The sequence below is a fragment of the Pseudolysinimonas sp. genome, from assembly GCF_039912695.1.
Lineage (GTDB): Bacteria > Actinomycetota > Actinomycetes > Actinomycetales > Microbacteriaceae > Pseudolysinimonas_A.
The window spans coordinates 14,677-39,654 of the sequence record NZ_JBDSPJ010000015.1; the positions used below are offsets into that span (position 1 = coordinate 14,677).

The 24,978-nt window shown below is 65.5% G+C and carries 24 protein-coding genes; all 24 read left to right on the top strand.

Features of this window, described 5'->3' with window-relative positions; all coding sequences use genetic code 11:
• The first annotated feature begins 22 nt into the window (after positions 1–22).
• Positions 23–988 carry an AAA family ATPase gene (locus ABIR17_RS06040; RefSeq protein ID WP_348003475.1) on the top strand — a complete coding sequence of 322 codons (966 nt, stop codon included), beginning with the start codon at positions 23–25 and terminating at the stop codon, positions 986–988.
• An 18-nt stretch (positions 989–1,006) separates the two neighbouring features.
• Positions 1,007–2,377, top strand: a complete 1,371-nt coding sequence (locus ABIR17_RS06045) for a DUF58 domain-containing protein (protein ID WP_348003476.1) — start codon at positions 1,007–1,009, stop codon at positions 2,375–2,377.
• 11 nt (positions 2,378–2,388) lie between these two features.
• Entirely contained in the window at positions 2,389–4,914 is a 2,526-nt protein-coding gene (locus ABIR17_RS06050) for a transglutaminase domain-containing protein (RefSeq protein ID WP_348003477.1), read from the top strand.
• Positions 4,911–6,161, top strand: a complete 1,251-nt coding sequence (locus ABIR17_RS06055) for a DUF5684 domain-containing protein (protein WP_348003478.1) — start codon at positions 4,911–4,913, stop codon at positions 6,159–6,161. The genes ABIR17_RS06050 and ABIR17_RS06055 overlap by 4 nt, the downstream gene beginning before the upstream one ends.
• On the top strand, positions 6,158–6,973 hold the full coding sequence (locus tag ABIR17_RS06060; RefSeq protein WP_348003479.1) for a protein phosphatase 2C domain-containing protein: 816 nt from the start codon (positions 6,158–6,160) through the stop codon (positions 6,971–6,973). Before ABIR17_RS06055 ends, ABIR17_RS06060 begins: the two co-directional genes overlap by 4 nt.
• A 10-nt stretch (positions 6,974–6,983) precedes the next feature.
• Complete coding sequence (locus tag ABIR17_RS06065; protein ID WP_348003480.1) at positions 6,984–7,661, top strand: hypothetical protein; 678 nt, start codon at positions 6,984–6,986, stop codon at positions 7,659–7,661.
• Between the two features lie 43 nt (positions 7,662–7,704).
• Positions 7,705–8,421, top strand: a complete 717-nt coding sequence (locus ABIR17_RS06070) for a hypothetical protein (RefSeq protein WP_348003481.1) — start codon at positions 7,705–7,707, stop codon at positions 8,419–8,421.
• Positions 8,396–8,824, top strand: coding sequence for a hypothetical protein (locus ABIR17_RS06075; protein WP_348003482.1), 429 nt, complete (start codon positions 8,396–8,398; stop codon positions 8,822–8,824). Before ABIR17_RS06070 ends, ABIR17_RS06075 begins: the two co-directional genes overlap by 26 nt.
• A 91-nt stretch (positions 8,825–8,915) precedes the next feature.
• On the top strand, positions 8,916–10,586 hold the full coding sequence (locus ABIR17_RS06080) for an ATPase, T2SS/T4P/T4SS family (protein ID WP_348003483.1): 1,671 nt from the start codon (positions 8,916–8,918) through the stop codon (positions 10,584–10,586).
• Positions 10,587–10,629: 43 nt separating this feature from the next.
• Positions 10,630–12,237: a PilT/PilU family type 4a pilus ATPase gene (locus ABIR17_RS06085; RefSeq protein ID WP_348003484.1), complete on the top strand. Its 1,608-nt coding sequence runs from the start codon at positions 10,630–10,632 to the stop codon at positions 12,235–12,237.
• A 2-nt stretch (positions 12,238–12,239) separates the two neighbouring features.
• Positions 12,240–13,469, top strand: coding sequence for a type II secretion system F family protein (locus ABIR17_RS06090; RefSeq protein ID WP_348003485.1), 1,230 nt, complete (start codon positions 12,240–12,242; stop codon positions 13,467–13,469).
• A 158-nt stretch (positions 13,470–13,627) separates the two neighbouring features.
• The gene (locus ABIR17_RS06095; protein ID WP_348003486.1) at positions 13,628–14,038 is read left to right on the top strand and encodes a prepilin-type N-terminal cleavage/methylation domain-containing protein; all 411 of its coding nucleotides are present in this window, start codon (positions 13,628–13,630) and stop codon (positions 14,036–14,038) included.
• A gap of 83 nt (positions 14,039–14,121) precedes the next feature.
• Positions 14,122–14,508, top strand: coding sequence for a prepilin-type N-terminal cleavage/methylation domain-containing protein (locus ABIR17_RS06100; protein ID WP_348003487.1), 387 nt, complete (start codon positions 14,122–14,124; stop codon positions 14,506–14,508).
• Between the two features lie 37 nt (positions 14,509–14,545).
• Positions 14,546–14,938: a hypothetical protein gene (locus ABIR17_RS06105; RefSeq protein WP_348003488.1), complete on the top strand. Its 393-nt coding sequence runs from the start codon at positions 14,546–14,548 to the stop codon at positions 14,936–14,938.
• Complete coding sequence (locus tag ABIR17_RS06110; RefSeq protein WP_348003489.1) at positions 14,935–15,549, top strand: prepilin-type N-terminal cleavage/methylation domain-containing protein; 615 nt, start codon at positions 14,935–14,937, stop codon at positions 15,547–15,549. The genes ABIR17_RS06105 and ABIR17_RS06110 overlap by 4 nt, the downstream gene beginning before the upstream one ends.
• Positions 15,540–17,177 carry a hypothetical protein gene (locus ABIR17_RS06115; protein ID WP_348003490.1) on the top strand — a complete coding sequence of 546 codons (1,638 nt, stop codon included), beginning with the start codon at positions 15,540–15,542 and terminating at the stop codon, positions 17,175–17,177. The genes ABIR17_RS06110 and ABIR17_RS06115 overlap by 10 nt, the downstream gene beginning before the upstream one ends.
• Positions 17,178–17,179: 2 nt before the next feature.
• Entirely contained in the window at positions 17,180–17,995 is an 816-nt protein-coding gene (locus ABIR17_RS06120; RefSeq protein WP_348003491.1) for a prepilin peptidase, read from the top strand.
• Between the two features lie 40 nt (positions 17,996–18,035).
• The gene (gene pilM / locus ABIR17_RS06125) at positions 18,036–19,076 is read left to right on the top strand and encodes a type IV pilus assembly protein PilM (protein WP_348003492.1); all 1,041 of its coding nucleotides are present in this window, start codon (positions 18,036–18,038) and stop codon (positions 19,074–19,076) included.
• Positions 19,073–19,747, top strand: coding sequence for a hypothetical protein (locus ABIR17_RS06130; RefSeq protein WP_348003493.1), 675 nt, complete (start codon positions 19,073–19,075; stop codon positions 19,745–19,747). Before pilM ends, ABIR17_RS06130 begins: the two co-directional genes overlap by 4 nt.
• Positions 19,744–20,514, top strand: a complete 771-nt coding sequence (locus ABIR17_RS06135) for a hypothetical protein (protein ID WP_348003494.1) — start codon at positions 19,744–19,746, stop codon at positions 20,512–20,514. The genes ABIR17_RS06130 and ABIR17_RS06135 overlap by 4 nt, the downstream gene beginning before the upstream one ends.
• A gap of 226 nt (positions 20,515–20,740) precedes the next feature.
• A complete protein-coding gene (gene rpsL / locus ABIR17_RS06140) occupies positions 20,741–21,112 on the top strand; it encodes a 30S ribosomal protein S12 (protein ID WP_348003495.1) in 372 nt (123 codons plus the stop codon).
• Positions 21,112–21,582, top strand: coding sequence for a 30S ribosomal protein S7 (rpsG, locus tag ABIR17_RS06145; RefSeq protein ID WP_348003496.1), 471 nt, complete (start codon positions 21,112–21,114; stop codon positions 21,580–21,582). The genes rpsL and rpsG overlap by 1 nt, the downstream gene beginning before the upstream one ends.
• A 122-nt stretch (positions 21,583–21,704) precedes the next feature.
• The gene (fusA, locus tag ABIR17_RS06150; protein WP_348003497.1) at positions 21,705–23,822 is read left to right on the top strand and encodes an elongation factor G; all 2,118 of its coding nucleotides are present in this window, start codon (positions 21,705–21,707) and stop codon (positions 23,820–23,822) included.
• A gap of 113 nt (positions 23,823–23,935) precedes the next feature.
• Positions 23,936–24,978, top strand: a 1,043-nt coding sequence (tuf, locus tag ABIR17_RS06155; protein ID WP_348003498.1) for an elongation factor Tu, incomplete at its 3' end; no start/stop codon positions are given.

The following is a 24,978-nucleotide window of genomic DNA, read 5'->3' on the forward strand; positions in this document are numbered from 1 at the left end:
GCTACGAAAACGAGGACACCGCATGACGATCGCGCCCGAACAGTCAGCCTGGTTCGCCGAGACCTTCGGCCTGCTGGCCGACAACGTTGAGCTGGCGGTGCTCGGCAAGCGCCATGTCGTCGAACTGGTGCTCGCGGCGACCCTCAGCGAAGGTCACGTGCTTCTAGAAGACGTGCCCGGCACCGGCAAGACGGCACTCGCCCGCGCGATCTCGTCGACCGTGAAGGGCACGAACTCCCGCATTCAGTTCACTCCCGACCTGCTTCCGGGAGACGTCACCGGCATCACGGTCTACGACCAGAAGAAGGGCGAGTTCCAGTTTCACGCCGGGCCGATCTTCGCCAACGTGGTGCTCGCCGACGAGATCAACCGAGCCAGCCCGAAGACCCAGTCAGCGCTGCTCGAAGTGATGGAAGAGGGCAACGTCACGGTGGATGGCGTCACCCGTCCGGTCGGGCGGCCGTTCCTAGTGATCGCGACCCAGAACCCCGTCGAGCAGGCCGGGACCTACCGGCTTCCCGAGGCGCAGCTCGACCGATTCATGATCCGCACCTCGATCGGCTACCCCGACGAGGCCGCGACTCTGCGCATCCTGCAAGGCGTCGGCAACCCTCGTAAGGAGGTGCCGGGCATCGTCGAGACCGACCGGCTCGTGACGATGACCGACATGGCGCGCGAGGTGTACACCAGCCCCCTGGTGTCGGACTACATCATGCGCATCGTGGATGCCACCCGCCGCGCTACCGAGGTCAAGCTCGGCGTCAGCGTGCGCGGCGCGATCTCGTTCGCGCGCATCGCGATGACCTGGGCAGCCTCGAGGGGGCGCACCTTCGTCACCCCCGACGACGTTCGCGACCTCGCCGTGCCGACTCTTGCGCACCGCATGATCCTCGAACCGGAGGCAGAGTTCGACGGCGTCACCGCAATCGACGTCGTCGGTCAGGTGCTGCTTGACGTCGCACCGCCCGTGGAGAACGGCGCCGCCTAGGCGCCTGAGCACACGACAATGAGCACCGAGACCCGCTCTCGCTCCCGGAGCACGCACGCGACCCGTACGTCGTCGCGGACGCGCACCGGCACTGTCACCCGGTACACGCTCACGCGCACCGGGCTGGCCGTCGGCGTGAACCGGGGTCGGCGGTTGCTGCGTCGCACGCGAGCGGCAGCGGTCACCGCGACCGACTGGCTGCGCACCACGGTCACCCCGGCCGGGTGGCTGCTGGTCGCTGTCGCCATCGCAGGAGTGGTCGGCGGCCTGACGTTCGGGCTCGTCGAGGGGTGGGTCGTCGCGATGATCGCCGTCGTGATGTTGGTGCTGAGCGTTCCGTTCCTGCTCGGCGCCCACGACTATGGCGTGCATCTCGAATTGACGAAGGACCGCGTCGTCGCCGGGTCCGAGGTCATCGGCAGTCTGGATATTGTCAACCGCTCGTCGCGCGTGGCCCTCCCGGGTGTCGTCGACATCCCGGTCGGGTTGGGACTGGTCGAGGTGCACGTCCCGCTGTTGCGCGGAGGAGCCGGCCACCGTGAACGGCTGTCCATCTCCGCACCGCGACGCGGAGTGATTCAGGTCGGCCCGATGACGATCGGCCGCGGTGACCCGGTCGGCATCCTGCGCCGTGAGCATGCCTGGCCGGGCAGCCAGCAGATCTTCGTGCACCCGGTTACGGTCGCGATTCCGAGTACGAGTGCGGGCCTGGTTCGCGACCTCGAGGGTGCCCCGACGAGTGACATTGTCGACTCCGATCTCTCGTTTCACGCGATCCGTCAGTACGTCAGCGGCGACTCTTATCGCCACGTGCACTGGAAGTCGACGGCGAAGACCGGGCAACTGATGGTGCGTCAGTACGAAGAGACCCGGCACTCGCGAATCGCGATCGTGCTCGATCTGGAGACCACGGCCTACACCGATGACGACGAGTTCGAGATGTCGGTGAGCGCGGCCGCCTCGCTGGGTGTGCAGGGTGTGCGCGATGGACGTGACGTGCTCGTTGCCGCCAGCGCCGACATCCCGGACTATTCGCGGGACGTCGTTCGGTCGATCCAGACGCTGTCAACGTTCAGCACGAAGAATCTGCTCGACGGTTTTGCCGGGGTCGAGAACAGCGACAACGCGATGCCTCTCGAGCTGGTCAGTCGGCTCACTGTGCAATCGTTCCCGGAACTCTCGATTGCGTTTCTGGTGACCGGCTCGCAGGTCGACCTCACGCGGCTCCGCGCGGCGGCGTTCGCCTTCCCGCCGCAGGTTGCCGTGGTCGCGGTGCGCTCCGAACCGGGGGCGGAGCCGACTCTGCGGTCGGCGAAAGAACTCTCGGTGCTCACGATCGGCACCCTCAACGACCTGAAGAACATGATGGCCCGGGGAGCGGTGCGATGAGTGGCGGTGCGATGAGTCTTGGCGCCAAGCTGCCCGCCGCGACCCGGCCCGCCGCAGCCTCAGCTCGCCCGCTCGGGAGCCTGCTGGTGTGGGGACTGGGCTACCTCGTGGTCGGGGTGGCTCTGGCGACAGCATCCGCGTGGGAGGTGTACCGCACTCCCCTTCTGGCGGTGGTTGCCGCTGTTGGCGCGGCCCTCGGGATCGGCGTGGTGCTTCTGGTGCGCGCGCTGCGATGGTCGAACTGGATGATTCCGATCCTCGCCGCGGTCGGCTATCTGCTGTTGGTGGTGCCGGTTGCGATCCCCTCGGCACTGGGAACGCCGGTTTCGGTCGTCCGCGGCGTGCGGGACGGCGTCGTGGGAATCGTCGTCGGCTGGAAGCAACTTCTGACCCTCAGCCTCCCGCTCGGTGCCTACCAAGCGGTGCTCGTGCCGTTTTTCGTGCTCATCGTGGTGGGCACGACGCTTGCCGCCTTCCTGATCGTTCGCGATGGCCGCGGGTCGGCAACTGCCGCCGGGATTGTGGTCGCCATGGCGTGCTTCGGCATCGTGTTCGGCGCGAGCGATACCGGTGCCGCAGCAGCGGTCGGCGACTTCCGGCTCCCGGCCGTGCGCGAGGTACTGCTCGGAGTGCTCGTCGTCGTGGCATCCGTGGTCTGGTTGGTCGGTCGAGCCCGGCTCCGTCGAGCGGCGGCGCTGCGTCTCGCGCAGGCAACCTCGTCGTCGGTGCGTCAATTCGCCGAGACCTTCGCCCTGCGCCTTCGCCGATGGATCGCGGCGGTCCTGCTCGTCGCAGTGGCTCTCGGTGCCGGCGTTGCGATTGCGCCGATTGCGCAGGGGCTGGTGCCACGGCAGGCGTTGCGTGACGCGGTCGATCCGCTGCTCATCCTGCGTCAGCAACCGAGCCCACTCAGCGCATACCGCAGCTCGTTTACCGATGTCGGCCTCAACTCCGAGTTGTTTTCGATCTCCGGGGCGACGGGCGTCGATCGCATCCGGCTGGCAACCCTCGACGCCTACACCGGCGACGCCTTCGAGGTCGGAGTGGGTCGAGGCGGAGTCCGTTTCGTGCGCCTCCCCGGGGGCACGCCGGCCGCAGGACCCGCCGTAACCATCCAGATCGGCGAGGGCTATCACGGCATCTGGCTTCCGGTGCCCGGTGGCGTGACCTCCGCGCCCTCGTTCACCGGACCGCGCGCCGAAGCACTTTCCGGCGCCTTCTATCTGGATGCCGCGAGCGGCTCTGCGATTGACGTCGCCACCGCGGGAACGGGTTACGGCCTGGTCGCGGGGGACAGGTACACGGTCGACGCAGGGGCGTCGGCTGCCCCTGCGGATTTCGCGAGCGAGAAGGGCGCCCAGGCTTCGGTTTCTGCCGACGACTACCCTCAGCTCGCCGCCTGGGTCGAGCACCAGAGCGTGACGCGCGACGGAGCCGGGTTGGCCGAGCTGATTTCGCGGCTGCGCGACCGCGGCTACCTGAGTCACTCCCTGACGGACGCCGCGGGTTCTGCCGCCTGGATCGCGACTCTGGGGTCAACCGGGTCGTACACCTTTCTCAGCAGCCCGTCGGGGCATTCGGCCTCCCGAATCGAGGGCCTCTTCGCTGACCTCAACGTTCAAGAGCAACGCGCAGGATCGGATGCCAACGGCGGTTCGCTGGTGGCTGCGGTCGGCGACGACGAGCAGTTCTCGGTCGCCGTCGCCCTGATCGCGCGCTACCTCGGGTTCAACTCGCGGGTCGTCCTCGGCGTGCGCACGGTTGCCGACCCGGCCGACCCCGGCATCCCGTTTTGCACCGAGGTGTGCACCGGCGCCGACCTGAGCGCCTGGGTTGAGGTCGGGTCGCCGACCGGAGGCTGGACGGCGTTTGACGTCACCCCGCAGCACGACATTTCGCCGATCACGATCACCGACGGTGAGAAGTTGCCCGAGAATCCGACGGTTCCCGATCAGCCGGCGAGTGACCCGCTCGATCCGCCTCAGGCACAGCGCGACGACTCGAACGCAGCGAGTACCGAACAACCGCCCGTGCCCGGCTGGTGGGATGTCGTGGTGCCGGTGCTGCGAGTGGTGGGCATTTCGGCTCTCGCGCTGCTGTTGCTCGTGCTGCCTGCTCTCGTGCTGGCGGTGGCCAAGGTGGTGCGTCGGCGCTCGCTGCGCGAGGCGGCACAGCCGGAGGTCAGCATGGTCGGAGCCTGGAGCGAACTCGTCGCGGGATACCTCGACGCCGGGCTCGGACTCCCCATCCGCGGCAGCCGCGCCGCAATTGCGGAGGCCGTCGGCCGTCCCCGCGCCCTGGAACTTGCGACCGCTGTCGATCGAGCTGTGTTTGCGGAACATCCGCCCGAGCGCGACGCCAGCCGCACGTCGTGGGACCTCGTCGACGACGAGCGCCGAGACCTCTCCGCCGGGATGCCGCTGCACCGCCGCATCCTCGCCGCGATCGCCCCGGCCTCCCTGCTGCGTGACCTCGGTGCATCACGCGAGCTGGTGCTGCGGTTCGTCCCTTCGCTGCGAAAGGTGGGGCGGCCGTGACCGATTCCGCGCAGGCCGTCCTCATCATCGTCGGGCTGGTGTTCCTGCTCCTCGCCGCGGGCTGGTACCTCTGGTACGCCGCGATGCTGTCGCGCGTGTTTGCTCGCCTCGGCGCCGAAAGCTGGAAGGCGTGGGTGCCCTTTCTCAACGAGGCGGAGATTTTTCGACTCGGCGGTGTTGCCCCGTCGTCGGCGGTGTTCTACGTCATCCCGATTGCGCAGTTCTATGCGCTGTATCTGAAGGCGCAGGCGACCTCGCGGATCAACGCGCATTTCGGCCGGGGCAGCGATCTCACGGTGCTCGCAATCCTGCTCCCGCCGATTTGGGCGACGATCCTCGCTCGCGGCGCCTCGGCCGACACCTCGACGATGCAGCAGCGGATCGCCAACTCGGTGGAGTCCGCGCCCAGCGACAGCGCAGCCGCCCTCCGCGGCCCCGGTTACGCTGACGAGGTGAGCAGTCCTCCGCCTCCGCCGCCGCCCCCGGCGCCCGTCCCGCCCGCACCCGTCGTGTCCGCGCCCGTGCCGCCCGCACCCCCGGCTCCTCCGGCACCCCCTGCCCCTCCGGCACCGCCCGCGCCCCCGCCGGTAGTCCTGGCACCTCCGGCGCCGACGATGCCCCCGTCACTCGCGGCCGCCTTCGGCACTCCGGTCTCAGCCCCGCCGCCGATGGTGATCGCCCCGCCGCCCGCGCCCGTTGCGCCGACTCTGCTCCCGCCGCCACCCACGCTGCTCCCGCCGCCTCCTGCACCGCTGCCGCCTGTGCCGGTGCCGATTCCTGTGCCGGAGCCAACTCCCGCCGCGGTCGCCCCGGTGCCCGAACCCGAGCTCGTCGCGGCCGATCAGGGTGCCGACGACAACGACGACGACGCCGATGAAAGTACCGTCGTCGTCGACCGTCGACCGGTCGTTCCCTGGCGGTTGATGGTCGACGACGGACCGACCTTCCGCCTGCAACGCACCTCGATCGTGCTCGGCCGCAAACCTGACGGTGCCGACCCCGCCGCGCAGCAGATCGCGATCCCCGACGTCACGCGCACGCTCTCGAAAGTGCACGCGCGCCTCGACCTCGGCGAAGGGCAGTGGACCATCACCGACCTGAACGCCACGAACGGCGTCATCGTGATCGGCCAGGATGGCAGCGAACGGTTGCTCGACGCGGGCACCTCGTCGCCGCTGACCGAGCGTTTCGTGCTGGGCAAGGTCGGCATGCGCGTCGTCTTCGGCGAGGGGGATGCGCCGCGGTGAGTGACGGCGACGCCATCAAACTCGCGGTCGCGGCCGTGACCGACCCAGGGCTCAAACGCGAGATCAACGAGGACTCTTATCTCGCCGAATCTCCGGTGTTCCTTGTGGCCGACGGCATGGGCGGCTATGAGGCCGGCGACCGGGCGAGTGCTGCCGTCGTGGCGGCATTCACGAAGCTGGCGGGACGCGACTTTGCCGAGCTGACTGACATCCGGGATGCCCTGCTTGCCGCCGATGACGGGGTGGCGGCGGTCGCGGGCGAGACCACGCGTGGCGCGGGCAGCACGGTCTCCGGGCTCGCCCTCGTGAAGCAGGATGGCATCCCGTGCTGGTTGGTTTTCAATGTGGGCGATTCCCGCGTCTACCGGCACATGGGCGCGGAATTGACCCAACTGACGACGGATCATTCGCTCGGGCAAGAGCTCATCGAACGTGGTGAACTGCGCCGCGAAGACCTCCAGACCTTCCCGAATCGCAACGTCATCACGCGCGCGATCGGCGCCGCCGACAGCATGGCCGACAGCTGGCTGGTGCCCCTGATCAACGGCGAGCGAATGCTGGTCTGCTCCGACGGGTTGCATTCCGAACTCGACGACGAGAGCATCCGGGCCGTGCTCACGATGAGCGGGCGTCCCGAGACGGCGGCTCAAGCCTTAGTCGACCGCGCGAAGCAGCACGGCGGCCGTGACAACATCTCGATCATCGTTCTCGACGTGCTCTCCGGCGGCCGTGACGCTGGCTCCGACTCGATGACCGGCAGTTCCCTCACCGGGGCACCGGTTGAGGCCGACGCCGACACGATTCCGGTTTAGGCTCCACGCGATGACAGCCGACGACGCAAAGCCGCCCGCTTCGGGCGACGACCGCGAGGGCACGGTCGTGGTCGCGCGCGAACCCGAAGAGTCGACGGTCGTCGTGGATCGCGATCCGGTCGAGTCGACAATCGTCGTGGATCGCGCACCGGTCGAGTCGACCGTTGTGGTGGATCGCGCACCCGCCCCCGCGGCTGACCCCGCCGTTGACCCTGACCCCGACCCCGCGGCTGACCGCACGGTGGTGGTTGCGCGCGACGAGTCGACGGTCGTCGTCGAACGGGATTCCGACAGAACTGTCGCCGTCCATCGCGAGCCTGACGCACCGTCGGGCGACGTCGCGGCCCCCGGCAACCGGGTGACCTCGGCGCTTCCTCCCGCGATCGGGAGCGGACGCCGACGACGCGGGATGACGATGCCTCCGGTTGCGCCGGGCTTCGGTCGCGGGGCGATCGACGCGGTCGGGCCCGGTGCTGTCGCGACCTACGAACCGCGGGCGATCCCGGCGCCGCCGGTCGTGCCCGAACTGCTTCCCGGCACCGCCGCCACCCGCGTCGAGTCGCCCGCGCTTCCGTCGGTGCGCCGTCGTACCCGCACCCTGGGAGCTGCAACTTTCGCGATCTTTGGCATGGCCTGCGTGGTGTCGATCGCGGGGTTGATTGCGCTCGCCATCTTCGTCTTCGGGTAGCCGCGCGAGAGCCATAAGCTGGCCGCAGACGAGAGGAGCCGAGATGGCTCAGGCGAACGACGAAACCCAGGCGACCACGGCGGGAGACTCCGACGAGATCATCGTCGAAGAGGCACCCACCGAAGAGTCGGCTACCGCGACGGCGACTCTCACCGACGAGAAGTCCGAATCGCCGCTGGCTGGTGAGCGGGTGGTCTATGTCGAGGGCCCCATCCACCCGAAGGAGTACAGCAACCGCGTCGTCGGATCGCTGCTGGCGTTGGTTGGCACCGTGCTGTTCGCGATCATCTACGCCGCGGTCGGTGCACTCATCATCGCGACCGGATGGTTCCAGACCTTCCGTCAGGCGACGTTCGGCACGTTCATCCAGGACTCGGCATTCTGGGTCCCCGTCCTGTTCTTCGCGATCGGTTTCGTGCTCGTCGTGCTCCTTCTCAACCGCGCAGGATGGTGGCTTCACGTCGTCGGCAGCCTGCTCGTTGCGATCATCGTCTACTTCGGTTCCATCGGCGTGCTCCTGCTCCTCACCGGGATTGCGGGAACCCCGGCCACGTTCGCCACCCTGGCCACCCAACCGTTCACGGTTGCCGCCGCGCTGGTCGCGCGCGAGGTGTCGATCTGGGTTGGCTTCCTGATCGCCGCGCGCGGCACGAAGGTCAAGGCCCGCAACAAGGCAGCACGCGACGAGTTCGACACCGAGCAGGCCGAGAGGGCTTCCGGAAAGAAGGCATCCGATGGAGCGGCCCCCGCTCAGGCGTAGCCTCCTGATCGCGATGTTCGTCGCGGTGACCTGGGCCGCCGCGACGTTCGCTGTCGCCGGACTGTTGGCGGTGCTTCTTGATCGCGATCCGGTGCAGACCCCGCTTCCGCTCTACGCCGGGGTGGTCGCAATCACCCTCGCGGCGATCGTGGTCTGGCTCGCCGTCGCCGTCACGGCGCGAGCCCGCCGTCCGTGGGTCGGAGCTCTCGCCGCGGGCGCCCTCGTCTACCTCCTGATTGCCGCGGTTGCCCTCGTGACCTCCTTCCCCCTGTTTGTCGAGCAGGCGTCCAGCCCGTTCGTGATCGCCGGCGCGCTGCTCGCCGCAGTCGCCGTCGTCGCGACCTGGGCGGCTCTGCGGCGTCCCCCCAATGTGGGACTGTCAGGAAGGCACCCCTCCTCCTAACCTCGAACTCACGGGGGGAGACATCCACAGCCCCTCTGTGCACATTCGATTCGGGGGGACCGGAGTGCGCCGCCGCCTCGGGGGAGGTGAGATGGCCTCCCTTTCCGAGATACTCATCATCCGCGGGCTGGTACCGATCCAGACCATGGACCTGGTCACGGCCGACGTGTCGCAGGATGAGTTGCGCGTTCGTGAGCTCGTGCAAGTTGGTGTGGTCACCGAGAGCCAGGTCGCGTCCGCACGCGCCGCGCAACTCGGTCTGCCGTTCGTCGATCTCACCGAATACCCGGTCGATCGCTCCGCGGTCACGCTCGTGCCGATTCAGTTGCTGCGCCGGTACGAGGTGCTGCCGATCGGCCGCGACGGCGACCGGCTGTTGCTCGCGATGGCGGATCCGCGCGACGTTCTCGCGCTCGACGACGTGCGCGCCGCCGTGCGCCTGCAGGTGCGCCCGGTTGTCGCCGAACGTGCCGATCTGTTGGCCGCGATCGCGCGCTTCGTGCGGTCCGACGGCGAGCTCAGCGAACTCACCACGGCGATCGTTGAAGAGAAGGGTTTCTCCGGGGGCGATCTGGTACCGGTCGCTTCCGAGGCGAACCAAGACGACGCGCCGATCGTGCGATTCGTCAACCTGCTGATCAGCCAAGCAATTTCCGACCACGCCTCCGACATCCACATCGAACCGAACGAGCACGACATGCACGTCCGGTACCGCATCGACGGGGTGTTGCACGAAATGCAGCGCGCCCCCAAGAACATCCAGAACGGCGTTATTTCCCGGCTGAAGATCATGGCCGACATCGACATCGCCGAACGCCGCAAGCCGCAAGACGGCCGCATGTCGGTCATCCACGCCGGCAAGCAGATCGACCTGCGCGTCGCGACCCTCCCGACAGTCTTCGGCGAGAAAGTCGTCATGCGAATTCTCGACAACGCGATGACCGGTCTCGGGATGGAGCAGCTCAAGCTGCTCGAACGCAACGCCGCCGTGTACCGCAACTCGTACATGAAGCCGTACGGGATGATCCTGGTCACCGGTCCGACCGGTTCGGGAAAGTCGACGACTCTCTACACGACGCTGCACGAGGTCGCCCGTCCCGAGATCAACGTCATTACCGTCGAGGACCCGGTCGAGTATCGGATCGCCGGCATCAACCAGGTGCAGGTCAACCCGAAGGCGGGACTGACGTTCGCGAGCGCGCTGCGTAGCATCCTGCGTTCCGACCCGGATGTCGTCCTCCTCGGTGAGATCCGGGACCACGAGACCGCACAGATCGCGATCGAGGCCTCACTGACCGGTCACTTGGTGCTCTCGACGCTGCACACCAACGACGCGCCGAGCGCGATTACCCGGCTGATCGAGATGAACATCGAGCCCTTCCTGGTGGGCTCGGCACTTGACTGCATCGTGGCCCAGCGTCTCGCGCGTCGCCTCTGCGACAAATGCAAAGGGGCCTACCAGCCAACGCTCGACGATCTGCAGGCTCTGCGGTTCACAACGGACGGCGGCGTGCTGCCGACCCTGTTCAAGCCCGTCGGCTGCGTCGCGTGCTCCAACACCGGCTACCGCGGGCGGATTGCCCTGCACGAGGTCATGCCGGTCAGTGAGGACATCGAGCGACTCGCTGTTGCACGAGCCTCGAGCGCCGAGATCGGGCGCGTCGCAATTGCCCAAGGCATGGCGACGTTGCGTCAAGACGGCTGGGCGAAAGCGATTCTCGGCTGGACATCGATCGAAGAGATTTTGCGTGTCGTCGCCTGAGCTACGACCGAGAGGAAGTTCACGCATGGAAGGGGTACACGACGTGAACAAACCCATTTATGAAATTCCGGTCACCGATCCGGCGGCACCGCCGCTCGGGGTGCCCGGGGCTGCCGGGGCGATGCTGCCCCCGCGAGGAGTGCAGCCGCCTTTGCCGCCGGGGTCGACGACCGTCGACTATTCGCAATTGCCGCCCCCCGCGGTCGCGCTTGTCGACGCTGCGGCGTCGGCCCCGGCACCTTCTTATCCGGACCCGGCTCTGTCGTATGCGGAGTCGCTGCCGGGTTTCACGCCCGCCCCTTCGTATGCAGAGTCACTGCCGGGTTACACGCCGGCACCCGCCGCACCGCTTCCCGACTTCCGGTCCGCTTCGGGGCCCATGGTCATCCCGATTCCCGAGTTCACGATTGTGCCCGCTCAGCCGGTGCCGTCAGGCGGGCACGCCGCCCCGCCGCAGCCGGGTCGGGTTGACAACACATCAGGACCCCGATTCGTGCCCGACGACTTCACGGTTGCCGCACGCACGCGGGTAGACGCCGAGCTGCTGAATGCGCTCGAGACCGTCATCACCTCCCGAGCGTCCGACCTTCACGTGTCCGTCGATGCCCCGCCCATGATCCGCATTGATGGGTCGCTGCGCCCGCTTCCGGGCGTCGACAATTGGGATCGGGAGCGAGTCGCGGCAGCCCTGTACAGCCTGTTGACGGATGAGCAGCAGGCGCACTTCGACGAGAACCTTGAGCTCGACTTCGCCTTCACTCTTTCTGAAGAGGCCCGCTTCCGGGTCAACTTCTATCTCCAGCGCGGCGCGATCGGCGGGGCGTTCCGTCTGATCCCGACCGAGATCAAGCCGCTTGAGGCGCTCGGAATCCCCGAGGTCGTTGCGGGGTTTGCGAACCTCCCGCGTGGACTGGTGCTCGTCACCGGGCCGACCGGATCCGGAAAGTCGACGACCCTCGCGGCGCTCGTCGACCGGGTGAACGCATCGCGGGCCGACCACATCGTGACGGTCGAGGATCCGATCGAGTTCATGCACGTCAACAAGCGTTCCCTGATCAACCAACGCGAGGTGGGTTCGGATACCCAGAGTTTCGCCAACGCGCTCAAACATGTGCTTCGGCAAGACCCCGACGTCATCCTGATCGGCGAGCTGCGCGACCTCGAGACGATCTCCGTCGCGTTGACCGCGGCGGAAACCGGCCACCTCGTGTTCGCGACGCTGCACACCCAGGATGCCGGCCAGACGATCGACCGCATGATCGATGTCTTCCCCCCGCATCAGCAGGCGCAGGTGCGCAGCCAACTGGCCGCGACCCTTCAGGGGGTGGTCTGCCAGACCCTTGTGAAGCGGGCATCCGGGCAAGGCCGAGCCGTTGCGACCGAAGTGCTCCTCACCACGCCAGCCGTCGCCAACCTGATTCGCGAAGGCAAGACGTACCAGATCCGCTCCGCCCTCCAGTCGGGGCGGGCGCTCGGGATGCACACGATGGACCAGCACCTCGCCGATCTCGTCAACAGCGGCCAGGTCACTCACGGTGCCGCGATGGAGAAGGTTCATGACCACGAAGAGTTCAAGCGTCTCGTCCACCGGACGGGCGACCACGATCCGGCCGGCGTCGCCTTCGACACCGGCTTCGGGCAGAAGGGCTGATCATGAGTAACACCCTCACCTACGCCTACAAGGGGCGCGACACCGAAGGCAAGCTGGTCAAGGGCAAGCTCGACGCTCCCAGCGAGGCAGCCGTCGTCGGACGGATGCGCACCCTTGGACTCACCCCGGTCGAAATTACTCAGTCAGTGGGCGGCGGCGGTCTTCAGATGGAGATCTCGTTCGGCGCGCTCGAAAAGAAGGTGACGCTGAAGGACCTCGCGGTGATGAGCCGTCAGTTGGCCACGATGGTCGCCGCCGGGCTCTCGCTCCTGAAGTCGCTCACGATTCTCTCCGAGCAGACCGAGAACAAGAAGCTTGCGAAGACCCTCGAACTCGTGCGGCACCAGGTGGAAGCGGGTTCGTCGCTCTCGGAGGCTTTGGCGCGCTACGGACGCATCTTCCCGCCGATCATGATGCACCTTGTTCGTGCGGGCGAGACCGGCGGGTTCCTCGAGGGCTCCCTCGAATCCATCGCGACGACTTTCGAGGCCGACGTGAAGTTGCGCCAAACCATCAAGTCAGCTCTCACCTACCCGGTTGTGGTGCTCATCCTGGCGCTGGTCTCGGTCGTCGGCATGCTCGTCTTCATCGTGCCCATCTTCAAGAAGATGTTCTCCGACCTGGGAAGCGAGTTGCCCTTGCCGACCCAGATTCTGGTCGTGATCTCCGAGAACATGCTCTGGATCGCCCCGCTTCTGATCGTGAGCATCATCGTTTTCGCGTGGTGGTGGAGCCGCCACAAGTACGACGAGAACGTCAGAGCGAAGGTCGACCCGTTGCGGCTCAAACTGCCGGTGTTCGGCAACCTGTTCCGCAAGGTGGCGATTGCGCGCTTCTCGCGCAACTTCGCCACGATGACGCACGCCGGGGTTCCGATTCTTCAGACCCTCGCGATCGTGGGAGAAACCTCCGGCAACTACGTGATCGAGCGGGCGCTGCGCAAGGTGCAGGACTCGGTGCGGTCGGGGCGATCGATCTCCGGACCACTGTCGGAAGAGCCGGTGTTTCCGTCGATGGTGGTGCAGATGATCTCGGTTGGTGAAGACGCGGGTTCGCTCGAGACGATGCTCAACAAGATCGGTGAGTTCTACGAGGAAGAGGTGCAAACCACGACCGAGCAGCTCACCTCACTTATCGAACCGCTCATGATCGCGGTCATCGGCATCATCATCGGCGCCATGATCGTCGCGCTTTACATGCCGATCTTCACGATTTTCCAGCACGTCCACTAAATCCTCGTGGCCCCGCAATTGGGGCCACGAAAATACCGATTTGCCCCCATTCGTGGGATTACGGCGAATCGGGTCACATCGCCAAGATGTGAATCGGGGGGCTAGCACTTGGGGGGCCGCCTGTCAGTGATTACCCACACACACAGGATGGAAAACACATGAACACTGCATTTCGCACCAAGCTAGTCGCCAAGCGCGACGAGCTCTCCAGTGATAAGGGCTTCACGCTCATCGAGCTGCTCGTCGTCGTTCTGATCATCGGCATCCTTGCCGCAATCGCGATTCCGGTGTTCCTCGGCCAGCAGAACCAGGCCAAGGATGCGGCCGCGCAGTCCGACCTCGGCAACGCGAAGATCGCCATGGTCTCGTACGCCACCGCCAACAACGGCACCACCACCACCGTCGTGGCGAACCTGGCGAACTACGGCTACACCGCATCATCGGGTGTCACGCTGACGATCGTCTCGGCCGCTTCTACCGGCGTCTTCTGCCTCAAGGCGATCTCCGCGTCCGGTACGTCGTTCTACACGACCGCTTCGGGCGCAGTCACGACCGTCGCCTGCACTTGATCCTGAGCGATCACTGAACGGGGTGCCGGAGTCCTGGGACACCGGCACCCCGTTCCTCCGCACCCGACCAGAAAGTACAACTCATGAAAAACCAGCGCCTGCGCGAATTGCGCGACGAAGGGTTCACGCTCATCGAGCTACTCGTGGTGGTACTGATCATCGGTATCCTCGCCGCGATCGCGATCCCGGTCTTCCTGGGCCAGCAGAACCTAGCCAAAGATGGCGCAGCGAAGTCAGACCTCGCCAACGCGAAGATCGCGATGATCGCGTACTCCACCGCCAACAACGGCGGTGTGACAACGACGGCATCGAACCTGACCAATTACGGCTACTCCGCATCATCGGGTGTAACCCTCTCGATCGTTTCGGCTACTTCGACGACCGTCTTCTGTCTCAAAGCCGTTTCGGCGACCACGACATCGTTCTACGTGACCGGTTCCGGGACCATCTCGACCACCGTGTGCACGTAGCACCGCATCGCCCAACGAAGCCAGAGAGGGGGAAGACATGACCATCATCGAGCGACTTCGCGACGACGACGGTTTCGGGCTGATCGAGATCGTTGTCTCGATGTTCATGCTGGCGCTCTTGGCCATCGCGTTCCTCCCCTTGCTGGTTACCGGTCTCAAGCAGTCGGCAGCTACGGCGACGCTCGCTACCGCGACCCAGTTGGTCAACACGCAGATGCAGAAAGCGTCGGCGGCAAACACCTGCAGCGCGGCGACCTCACTCGGCGGCGTGCAGTCGTTGACCGACCCTCGCGGTGTTGTGATCCAGATGACCACAGTCGTGGGCGGTTGCCCGACCGGCGCAGGCACCGTGTCGGTGACGTCGACGGCGATCCGCAACGACACCGGGACGACGCTCGCCACCGGTTCGACCTTGGTGTTTCTGCCATGAACGTGCCTCTCGAGTTGCGCCGCCGGCTCCACGCCACGATCGACCCTGACGACGATCGTGGATTCACTCTCGTCGAACTGTTGGTCGCAACACTGCTGTTCTCGCTGGTCGGTTCGTTGGTCGCCGCGATATTCATCAGCACTCTCAACGTGCAACAAACCGTTACCGGCGTCTCCGCCTCGACCAGTTCGGCGCAGTCCGCGGCAAACAACGTCGATAGCACGTTGCGTAACGCGTCGGGGTACCTCCTCACTGCGTCGGGATCCGACCAGCTACTCGTCGCCCGGGTCGCGGGCACGGGGTCGACCCTCACGTGGTCGTGCCGAGCCTTCTACTACTCCGCGTCGGCGGGCAGCATCCGCGCGTACACAGGCGCCGTCGGTACCAAGATCACCGCGCCGACGAGCACGTCTCTCGCCACCTGGGGCCTGTTGACCACCGGAGTCACACCGCGCAGCGGATCTACGATCTTCACGGACGTCGACGGCGTCACCATGCAGGTCGCCTTCGACGTCACCGGCGCGAACAAGAAGGTTGCCATGCAATTCAGTACTTCGCGGCCAATCGGCGTCGCGACCATCACCCTGGCTGAGAGCGACAAATGTTACTGACTCGACTGATGCGTCGACTGCGATCTGACGAAGAAGGGGCGGCCCTCGCCGCCGTCATGGGCTTGATGGCCACCAGCCTGCTTCTGACGAGCCTCGTCGCGAGTTCGGTGATCAGCACGGCGGGCTACACGTCCTCGGTTCGTGCCGACGTGCAGTCTCAGGCGGCGGCCGAGGCGGGAGTCGCGATCGCGCGCGCGGGCCTGGTCAAAGGCACCTGTTCGGTCAACTCCAACCGGTACAAGAGCGCGACCAACGCGGTCCCGTCGTATGACGTGACGATCTGGGTTCCCTCGGCGGGAGTCTGGGTTCGCGGCTGCCCGGTGGGCGTTGCCACCCAGGTGCGCATCCTTTCCACGGGCTACGCCAAGTCGACCGGTGTTTCCGGAGTGACGGCCGACAATTCCACCAGCATCGAGGTCATTCTCGGCGCCGTCACCACGACCTCAACGATCACCGGGAGTGGACCGGCGGTCTACTCCTACAGTTCGCAAGGCTTCGGGGGCGGTGGGAAGCTCATCTCGGTCAACGGCTCAACGCCTTCCGTCATGGTGAAAGTCGGCGACCTCACCTGTGACGGCGGCGCCGATGGAGCGGCCAACCTGGTTGTCGATTCTGGATCACTGACTGTGGGCAGCGGGTGCAAGATCACCGGCAACGTCTGGGCGAGCAGCCGCGTGAGTGTTCCTGGCGGGCCCAACATCGGCGGCAATGTCGTCGGCAACGGGGTGACGATCACGGGCGGTTCGCAGATAGGCGGCAGCGTCTGGTCGACCGCGGACCTGACGATGTCGGGGGGGCCGAAGGTGGTCGGCAACGTGACGGCCGCGAGCATGGTCATCCAGGGGACGATCGGCGGCAGTGCCTGGATCTACGGACTGTCAAGGCTCGACTGGGGAACCGACCTGCAGGGCAACCTGATGACAAAGACCCTCAACGTGCCAGCGTACTCTAACCTGATCACCGGGACGGTCACGGAGACGAACCCGAACACGCCCGGGGCGAGCCCGTACGCCACGCCGACCCGCCCTGTAGTCGCAAACTGGGTCGATTTCGGGTACACCGCGTCGCAATGGACCGGTTTCGCCGAAGTGGTGTTGACCTCGTCGCAGTGCGACTTCACCTCGATCCAGGCCAAAGTGACAGCGCTGGCCGGCCAAGCGGGTCTGATCGACGCTCGAGCCTGCTCGCCGTTCTCGCTCGGCGACTACCAGAAGCTCGCAATGGGCAGCGATCTCGCGATCGTTGCCAACAAGTTCGATCTCGGCGGCAGCGCTGGCTTCACGTCGTCGAGCGCACGACGACTCTGGCTGATCAATCCCGATGCGACAGCCAATGCGCTGCCGACCTGTGCTGCAAATGAATCCTTCTCGGTGAGCGGCGGTTTCGCGTTTGACACCAACATTGCGGTGATGATGTATTCGCCTTGCGCGGTGGCGATTGGCTCCAGCACTTCGTTCCGTGGGCAGGTATTCTCGGGGGCGGCAAGCATCAATGGTGGTTCGACGATCGGCTACATCGCCGTAGGTCTGCCGGGCGTGAACCTCGACACCGGTACCGCGACGGTGCCGAGCGGCACGGAGGCGAACCGCACCGTCGTGTCATCTCGCAACGTGCAGGTGGGCAACTGATCGTGATCGCCCTCGCCCTGGGCGCCTTCGGGAGCCTCATCGGCTCCTTCCTGAATGTGGTTGTCTATCGCGTTCCGGCCGGGCTGTCCGTGGTGTCACCGCCGAGCTCGTGCCCGAAATGCGGCCACGCGGTACGGGGGTACGACAACATCCCGCTGGTTTCCTGGTTGCTGCTGCGCGGAAAGTGCCGTGATTGTGCCGCGCCGATTTCGGCCCGGTACCCGATCGTCGAATTCGGCAGCGCGGTATTCTTCGCGATCGTCGCTCTGCGGTTCGTGCCGCTCGTCGACGTCACCACCTCGGCTGCGGTGACGGCAGCCGGTGTCGTTCAGGTTGTCGCGTTCCTCTACCTGGCCGCCGTGAGCCTCGCCCTGGCGCTCATCGATCTCGACACCGGACGACTGCCCAATGTGCTCGTGCTGCCGACGTACGTCGTCGGCGCGGTGGCTTTCGGCGCGATCGCGATTCTCACCGGGAATCCGGCACCGCTGCTCACGGCAGCAATCGGGATGCTCGCATTGGGCGGTCTGTACCTCGCGTTGGCGCTGGTGCGCCGCGGGGGAATGGGGTTTGGCGACGTCAAGCTTGCCGGCGCGCTGGGGCTCTGGCTGGGCTGGCTCGGATTCGCGCCGCTCGCCGTGGGCGGCATCCTCGGTTTCGTGCTCGGCGGCATCTTCGGTGTCACATTGCTGCTGGCCGGCCGAGGCCGTCGAACGAAGATCCCGTTCGGCCCCTGGATGCTCGCCGGCGGATGGCTCGGAATCCTGATCGGCGCGCCGATCGCCCAGATGTACCTCAGCCTGTTCGGGCTGCGGTAGAAACGCGAAGAACAACAACGAGCCGGGGGGCTGAAACACAATGGCAGCAACAATCGTTGGCGTCGATATCGGCGGGTACTCCGCGCGCGCCGTCGAGGTGTCGGGCTTTGCCAGCGGCAAGCCGGTACTCGTGCGGCAGGCCGAAGTGCCGTTGCCCGAATCGTCTGTGCGTCGCGGCGAAGTGATCGAAGTCGCGACCGTCGCAACGGCGCTCCGCCGGCTCTGGGCGACGGGAGGGTTTTCATCGAAGAACATCGTGCTCGGAATGGGCGGTCCACGGGTTTTCGCCCGCGAGCTGTCGGTGCCGTACGGTGGCCTCTCCCAGATCCGCGAGTCGCTCCCATTTCTCGTCCAAGATCAACTTCCCGTTCCCGTAGCCGAGGTTCTCCTCGACTTCTTCCCGGTCTCGACTGAGCAGACCGCGAGCGGGAAGCAGGTGAGCGGTCTGCTGGTCGCCGCGATCGAGGATGCCGTCAACGCGAACGTCGAGGCTGCCGTTCAGGCTGGACTTCGACCCGTGCACGTCGACTTCGTGCCGTTCGCGATCTCCCGCGCGCTCGCGCCAGTTCGCACGGCGAAGGGCAGCGAATTGCTGGTCGGCGTTGGGGCAAACACCACGAATGTTGTCGTCGTCCGAGATGGCGTGCCTCAGTTCGTGCGCATCCTCCCCAGCGGGGGTGATGACATCACTCGTGCGATCGCTCAACGGATGGAGTGGGCCCCCGAACGCGCCGAGCAAGCGAAGCGTGCGCTCGGCATGAACGTCGCCATGACGCGCCCCGAAGACCGTCCCATAATCGAGATCATCTACGAGGTCGTCGGCGAGTTGCTGACCGCCATCAGCAACACACTGAACTATTACATCGGAACGAAAGGCAGCGTCCCCGTCGAGCGCGTTCTCTTGAACGGGAGTGGCGCACGGCTTTCGGGCTTCGCACAGAGTCTCAGCGAGCTGTTGCGGGTACCGGTCGTGCAGGCGGACCCGTTCGCCTCGGTCACGATGCCCCACAAAATGCGTCCCACCGACAGCCAAGACGCGTTCGCGATCGCGTTCGGCCTCGCACTCGGGGACCACTCATGAGCGACCGCACCCCACCCGGCGAGCTCAAGGTGGGTGGGCAACCACGGGTCCAGCTACTTCCGGTCAGCGTGCGGGCACGCGAGAAGGCCAGAGGCACGCGACGGCGGCTCGTCATACTTGTGGTGTTTTCGATGGTCGTCGTCGGATTGGGTGTCGCGGCGGCCTATCTGAACGAACGAACCGCGCGGCAGGCTCTCGACGCCGCAAATAGCCAGACAACTGCCTTGCTTGCGGAGCAGGCCAAGTACGCCGAGGCGACGCGCCTCGCGCAACTGGTCAACCTCACCGAACAGGCGCAGAAGACCGTCACCGGGACGGAGATCCAGTGGTACCCGCTAGCGGTGGCGATCGGCGAGTACGTGCCATCCGACGTCACGTGGGCAGGTCTTGCCGTCGACGCGCCTGCGCCGTGGGAGCCAACGTTGGTTCCCGAAGGCCCGCTTCGGCAACCGCGCGTCGCGACAGTCAAGTTGGTCTTCGAATCCGTCGACTTTGGGTCGGTAGCCCCGTTTGTCGAAAACATCCACACCCTGTACGGCTTTTCTGACGTCAAGATCTTGTCGACAGAATTTCAAGACGACCTGGACGTGTACCGCACCACGGTCCTACTTACACTGACCGCCGACGCGTTCAGTGGTCGATTCGCATCGCCTGACGGGAGCACCAATTGACTAACCGGATTTGGGCGCTCGCCACCATGCTCGTCATCGCTGCCGTTCTCGGCCTCGGGTGGCTGCTCGGCGTGTCGCCCTTGCTCACACAAGCTAGCGCCGCCGATATGGACCGGATCTCGGTTGAGCAGAACAATCAAGCCCAGGTCATCGCGCTGGGCCAAATGAAGGCCGACTTCGGGCGCCTCAGTGAGCTCGAGGCGCAGATCGACACCTTGAAGCTCAGCATTCCGAACGAAGTCGACTCCGACTTCCTTTACGCATACCTGTCCCGAATCGCGGGCGGTTCGTCGATCGTCAAAGACATCCACACGGGCGAAGCGCAGGTGTACGGCAGTCCGACGACGAGTGACGGGGCCGCTCCTGCCGCTCCGACCGCTCCGGCCGATCCGACGGCGACCCCCGCCCCGGTGCCGGGGGTCGCGAACCTTTACACGGTGCCGGTCACGATCACGTTTCGCAAAGAGGCCTCCGGGGCGGACGTTCTCGCCTACGCCGGGCTCATGCAGAATGGCCCCCGCATCTTCGTCATTACCAACATCTCGCGCGATCCTGGCCCCGATTCCTCGGGCACGATCACCGCGTACATGTTCGTGATCTCGAATGTGGATGACACCCCTGGCACGTCGGCCGGCACGCATGAGAACGTGCTCAGCGACCTAACGATTCCGGTAATTAGCCCATGGGGGCCGACCAGTGCCCCGGCACCCAGTGGGACGCCGACACCCAATCCGACCGGGGGCGCCACGCCGGCGCCTACCCCGTAATACCCCGCAACATTGCAGGCACACACCCGGTCGACTATCATCGACCGGGTGTGTGCTTTCGCACACGTCTCCCTCCCGCAAACGCGACTTCGGTCGTGCGCGCGCAGGAACAGACCCACGGCATATCCGATCGAAAATCTCAGCGGCGCTCGCCGGCGAGGTTCGGATCCCGATGGAACGAACATCCATCACTGTCACCGTGCAGTAATCGAAGGAGCAATCCGTAGTGCCTACCATTCAGCAGTTGGTCCGCAAGGGCCGTACGCCGAAGGTCGTCAAGACCAAGGCCCCGGCCCTCAAGGCCAACCCGCAGCAGCGCGGCGTCTGCACGCGCGTGTACACGACCACCCCGAAGAAGCCGAACTCCGCCCTCCGCAAGGTCGCGCGCGTCAAGCTCTCCAACGGCACCGAGGTCACCGCCTACATCCCCGGCGAGGGCCACAACCTGCAGGAGCACTCGATGGTGCTCGTGCGCGGCGGTCGTGTGAAGGACCTCCCCGGCGTTCGTTACAAGATCATCCGCGGCGCACTGGACACCCAGGCCGTGAAGAACCGCAAGCAGGCTCGTAGCCGCTATGGCGCGAAGGCGGCGAAGTAATGCCTCGTAAGGGACCCGCCCCGAAGCGCCCCGTCGTTGCCGACCCGGTATACGGCGCTCAGGTTGTCAGCCAGCTCGTCAACAAGATCCTGCTCGACGGCAAGAAAGACCTCGCCCAGCGCATCGTTTACGGCGCGCTCGACGGTGTCGGTACCAAGTCCGGCCAGGATGCCGTTGTGCTGCTCAAGAAGGCGCTCGACAACGTGCGCCCGACCCTCGAGGTCAAGAGCCGCCGCGTCGGTGGCTCGACCTACCAGGTTCCGGTCGAGGTTAAGCCGCACCGCGCGAACACCCTCGCGCTGCGCTGGCTCACCTCGTACGCGAAATCGCGTCGCGAGAAGACCATGACCGAGCGTCTGCAGAACGAGATCCTCGATGCCAGCAACGGCCTCGGCGCCGCTGTGAAGCGTCGCGAAGACACCCACAAGATGGCTGAAGCCAACAAAGCTTTCGCCCATTACCGCTGGTAACCAGCGCGCTGGAGCAATAGGCGAAGGTCATTTCTGACCTTCGCTGCGACGCCAGCGCCGGGCCCCGTCTCGGGGCCCGGGTCACCAGCGAACAACTCCGAATCAACAGTAAGGAATACCCCGTGGCACAGGACGTGCTCACCGACCTCACGAAGGTCCGCAACTTCGGCATCATGGCTCACATCGATGCTGGCAAGACCACGACGACCGAGCGCATTTTGTTCTACACGGGCATCACGCACAAGATCGGCGAGGTGCACGACGGCGCCGCGACGATGGACTGGATGGCGCAGGAGCAGGAGCGCGGCATCACGATCACGTCCGCCGCGACGACCTGCTTCTGGAACGGCATCCAGCTCAACATCATCGACACCCCCGGGCACGTCGACTTCACCGTCGAGGTGGAGCGCAACCTCCGCGTCCTCGACGGTGCGGTCGCGGTGTTCGACGGCAAGGAGGGCGTCGAGCCCCAGTCCGAGACGGTGTGGCGTCAGGCCGACAAGTACGACGTGCCGCGCATCTGTTTCGTCAACAAGATGGACAAGCTCGGCGCCGACTTCTACTACACGGTCGACACGATCATCAAGCGCCTCGGAGCCAAGCCGCTCGTCATCCAGCTGCCGATCGGTTTCGAGAACAGCTTCGAGGGTGTCGTCGACCTGGTCGAGATGCGCGCGCTGACCTGGCGCGGTGACTCGAAGGGTGACGTCGAGTTGGGCGCGAAGTACGCCATCGAAGAGATTCCCGCCGACCTCGTCGAGAAGGCCAACGAGTACCGGGCGATCCTCATCGAGACCGTCGCCGAAGCCGACGACACGCTCCTTGAGCGCTTCCTCGAAGGCGACACCGATTTCAGCGTCGCCGAGATCAAGGCTGCGATTCGCAAGCTGACCATCTCGAGCTCGCTCTACCCGGTGCTCTGCGGTTCGGCGTTCAAGAACCGCGGCGTGCAGCCGATGCTGGACGCCGTCGTCGACTACCTCCCGTCGCCGATCGACATGCCGGCCGTTGAGGGTCACGACGTGCGCGACGAAGAGAAGATCATCGAGCGGCACGCCGACTCGAACGAGCCCTTTGCGGCACTCGCGTTCAAGATCATGACCCACCCGTTCTTCGGGCGCTTGACCTACATCCGCGTCTACTCGGGCAAGCTCGAGTCCGGCGCGCAGGTCATCAACTCGACCAAGGGCAAGAAGGAGCGCATCGGAAAGATCTTCCAGATGCACGCCAACAAAGAGAACCCGGTCGATGGCGTCACCGCCGGTCACATCTACGCAGTCATCGGCCTGAAGGACACCACAACCGGTGACACCCTCTCTGACCCGAACAACCAGGTCGTCCTCGAGTCGATGACGTTCCCTGAGCCCGTCATCGAGGTCGCAATCGAGCCGAAGACCAAAGCCGACCAGGAGAAGCTGGGTGTCGCCATCCAGAAGCTCGCCGAAGAAGACCCGACCTTCCGCACCGAGCAGAACCAAGAGACCGGCCAGACCATCATCAAGGGGATGGGCGAGTTGCACCTCGACATCCTGGTCGACCGGATGAAGCGCGAGTTCAACGTCGAAGCCAACGTCGGTAAGCCCCAGGTGGCCTATCGCGAGACGCTGCGTCGCAAGGTCGAGAAGTACGACTACACCCACAAGAAGCAGACCGGTGGTTCGGGTCAGTTCGCGAAGGTGCAGATCACGATCGAGCCGCTCGAAGTCACTCCGGAGACGTCGTACGAGTTCGTGAACGCCAGCACCGGTGGTCGCGTGCCGCGCGAGTACATCAGCTCGATCGACCACGGCATCCAAGACGCCATGCAGGTCGGCGTGCTCGCCGGCTACCCGACGGTTGGCGTCAAGGCGACGCTGACCGACGGTGCGTCGCACGACGTCGACTCGTCTGAAATGGCGTTCAAGATCGCCGGATCAATGGCGTACAAAGAGGCCGCACGTAAGGCCGACCCCGTTCTGCTCGAGCCGCTCATGGCCGTCGAGGTCCGTACGCCCGAGGAGTACATGGGCGACGTCATCGGTGACCTGAATTCGCGTCGTGGGCAGATTCAGGCGATGGAGGACGCCACCGGCGTCAAGGTCGTCACAGCGAAGGTCCCGTTGTCCGAGATGTTCGGCTACGTCGGTGACCTGCGCTCGAAGACCTCGGGTCGCGCCGTCTACTCGATGAAGTTCGATAGCTACTCCGAGGTCCCGAAGAACGTGGCCGACGAGATCGTCCAGAAGGCTAAGGGAGACTGAGCGCCGATGCGCTCAGTCTCCGGGCAGCCGCGTAGCGGCTACCCGGCGCCGGAACCCAACCATCCAATCCCGTAAGATAAGCAACCGTAAAACCGTCCTGAGGAGGACCCAAAGTGGCTAAGGCCAAGTTCGAGCGGACCAAGCCGCACGTCAACATCGGAACCATCGGTCACGTCGACCACGGCAAGACCACGCTCACCGCGGCGATCTCGAAGGTGCTTGCCGACAAGTACCCCTCGTCCGTCAACGTCGTGCGTGACTTCGCGTCGATCGACTCGGCACCCGAGGAGCGTCAGCGCGGCATCACGATCAACATCTCGCACGTCGAGTACGAGACGCCGAAGCGCCACTACGCGCACGTCGACGCCCCCGGCCACGCGGACTACATCAAGAACATGATCACCGGTGCCGCCCAGATGGATGGCGCGATCCTGGTGGTTGCGGCGACCGACGGCCCGATGGCTCAGACCCGCGAGCACGTTCTGCTCGCCAAGCAGGTCGGCGTGCCGTACCTGCTGGTTGCGCTGAACAAGTCCGACATGGTTGACGACGAAGAGATCCTTGAGCTCGTCGAGCTCGAGGTTCGCGAGCTGCTCAGCAGCCAGGGCTTCGATGGCGACAACGTTCCGGTCGTGCGTGTCTCGGGCCTCAAGGCTCTCGAGGGCGACGCGAAGTGGACCGAGACCGTTCTCGAGCTCATGGATGCCGTTGACAACAACGTCCCCGACCCGATCCGCGACAAGGACAAGCCGTTCCTGATGCCGATCGAGGACGTCATCACGATCACCGGTCGTGGAACCGTCGTCACGGGCCGCGCCGAGCGTGGCACCCTGGGTATCAACTCCGAGGTCGAGATCGTCGGCATCCGCCCGACGCAGAAGACCACGGTCACGGGTATCGAGATGTTCCACAAGCAGCTCGACGAGGCCTGGGCCGGCGAGAACTGTGGACTCCTGCTCCGCGGCACCAAGCGCGAAGATGTCGAGCGCGGCCAGGTTGTCGTCAAGCCGGGTTCGGTCACGCCGCACACCCAGTTCGAGGGCACCGCGTACATCCTGTCGAAGGATGAGGGTGGGCGTCACAACCCGTTCTACGCGAACTACCGCCCGCAGTTCTACTTCCGCACCACCGACGTCACCGGCGTCATCACGCTGCC

What these genes read in the sequence shown, in the direction of transcription:
- ABIR17_RS06040 (WP_348003475.1), top strand. Translation starts at nt 23, where the DNA reads ATGACGATCGCGCCCGAACAGTCAGCCTGGTTCGCCGAGACCTTCGGC.
- ABIR17_RS06095 (WP_348003486.1), top strand. Translation starts at nt 13,628, where the DNA reads ATGAACACTGCATTTCGCACCAAGCTAGTCGCCAAGCGCGACGAGCTC.
- ABIR17_RS06065 (WP_348003480.1), top strand. Translation starts at nt 6,984, where the DNA reads ATGACAGCCGACGACGCAAAGCCGCCCGCTTCGGGCGACGACCGCGAG.
- ABIR17_RS06050 (WP_348003477.1), top strand. Translation starts at nt 2,389, where the DNA reads ATGAGTCTTGGCGCCAAGCTGCCCGCCGCGACCCGGCCCGCCGCAGCC.
- ABIR17_RS06100 (WP_348003487.1), top strand. Translation starts at nt 14,122, where the DNA reads ATGAAAAACCAGCGCCTGCGCGAATTGCGCGACGAAGGGTTCACGCTC.
- ABIR17_RS06105 (WP_348003488.1), top strand. Translation starts at nt 14,546, where the DNA reads ATGACCATCATCGAGCGACTTCGCGACGACGACGGTTTCGGGCTGATC.
- pilM (WP_348003492.1), top strand. Translation starts at nt 18,036, where the DNA reads ATGGCAGCAACAATCGTTGGCGTCGATATCGGCGGGTACTCCGCGCGC.
- ABIR17_RS06130 (WP_348003493.1), top strand. Translation starts at nt 19,073, where the DNA reads ATGAGCGACCGCACCCCACCCGGCGAGCTCAAGGTGGGTGGGCAACCA.
- ABIR17_RS06070 (WP_348003481.1), top strand. Translation starts at nt 7,705, where the DNA reads ATGGCTCAGGCGAACGACGAAACCCAGGCGACCACGGCGGGAGACTCC.
- ABIR17_RS06110 (WP_348003489.1), top strand. Translation starts at nt 14,935, where the DNA reads ATGAACGTGCCTCTCGAGTTGCGCCGCCGGCTCCACGCCACGATCGAC.
- ABIR17_RS06115 (WP_348003490.1), top strand. Translation starts at nt 15,540, where the DNA reads ATGTTACTGACTCGACTGATGCGTCGACTGCGATCTGACGAAGAAGGG.
- ABIR17_RS06075 (WP_348003482.1), top strand. Translation starts at nt 8,396, where the DNA reads ATGGAGCGGCCCCCGCTCAGGCGTAGCCTCCTGATCGCGATGTTCGTC.
- ABIR17_RS06080 (WP_348003483.1), top strand. Translation starts at nt 8,916, where the DNA reads ATGGCCTCCCTTTCCGAGATACTCATCATCCGCGGGCTGGTACCGATC.
- rpsG (WP_348003496.1), top strand. Translation starts at nt 21,112, where the DNA reads ATGCCTCGTAAGGGACCCGCCCCGAAGCGCCCCGTCGTTGCCGACCCG.
- ABIR17_RS06090 (WP_348003485.1), top strand. Translation starts at nt 12,240, where the DNA reads ATGAGTAACACCCTCACCTACGCCTACAAGGGGCGCGACACCGAAGGC.
- ABIR17_RS06045 (WP_348003476.1), top strand. Translation starts at nt 1,007, where the DNA reads ATGAGCACCGAGACCCGCTCTCGCTCCCGGAGCACGCACGCGACCCGT.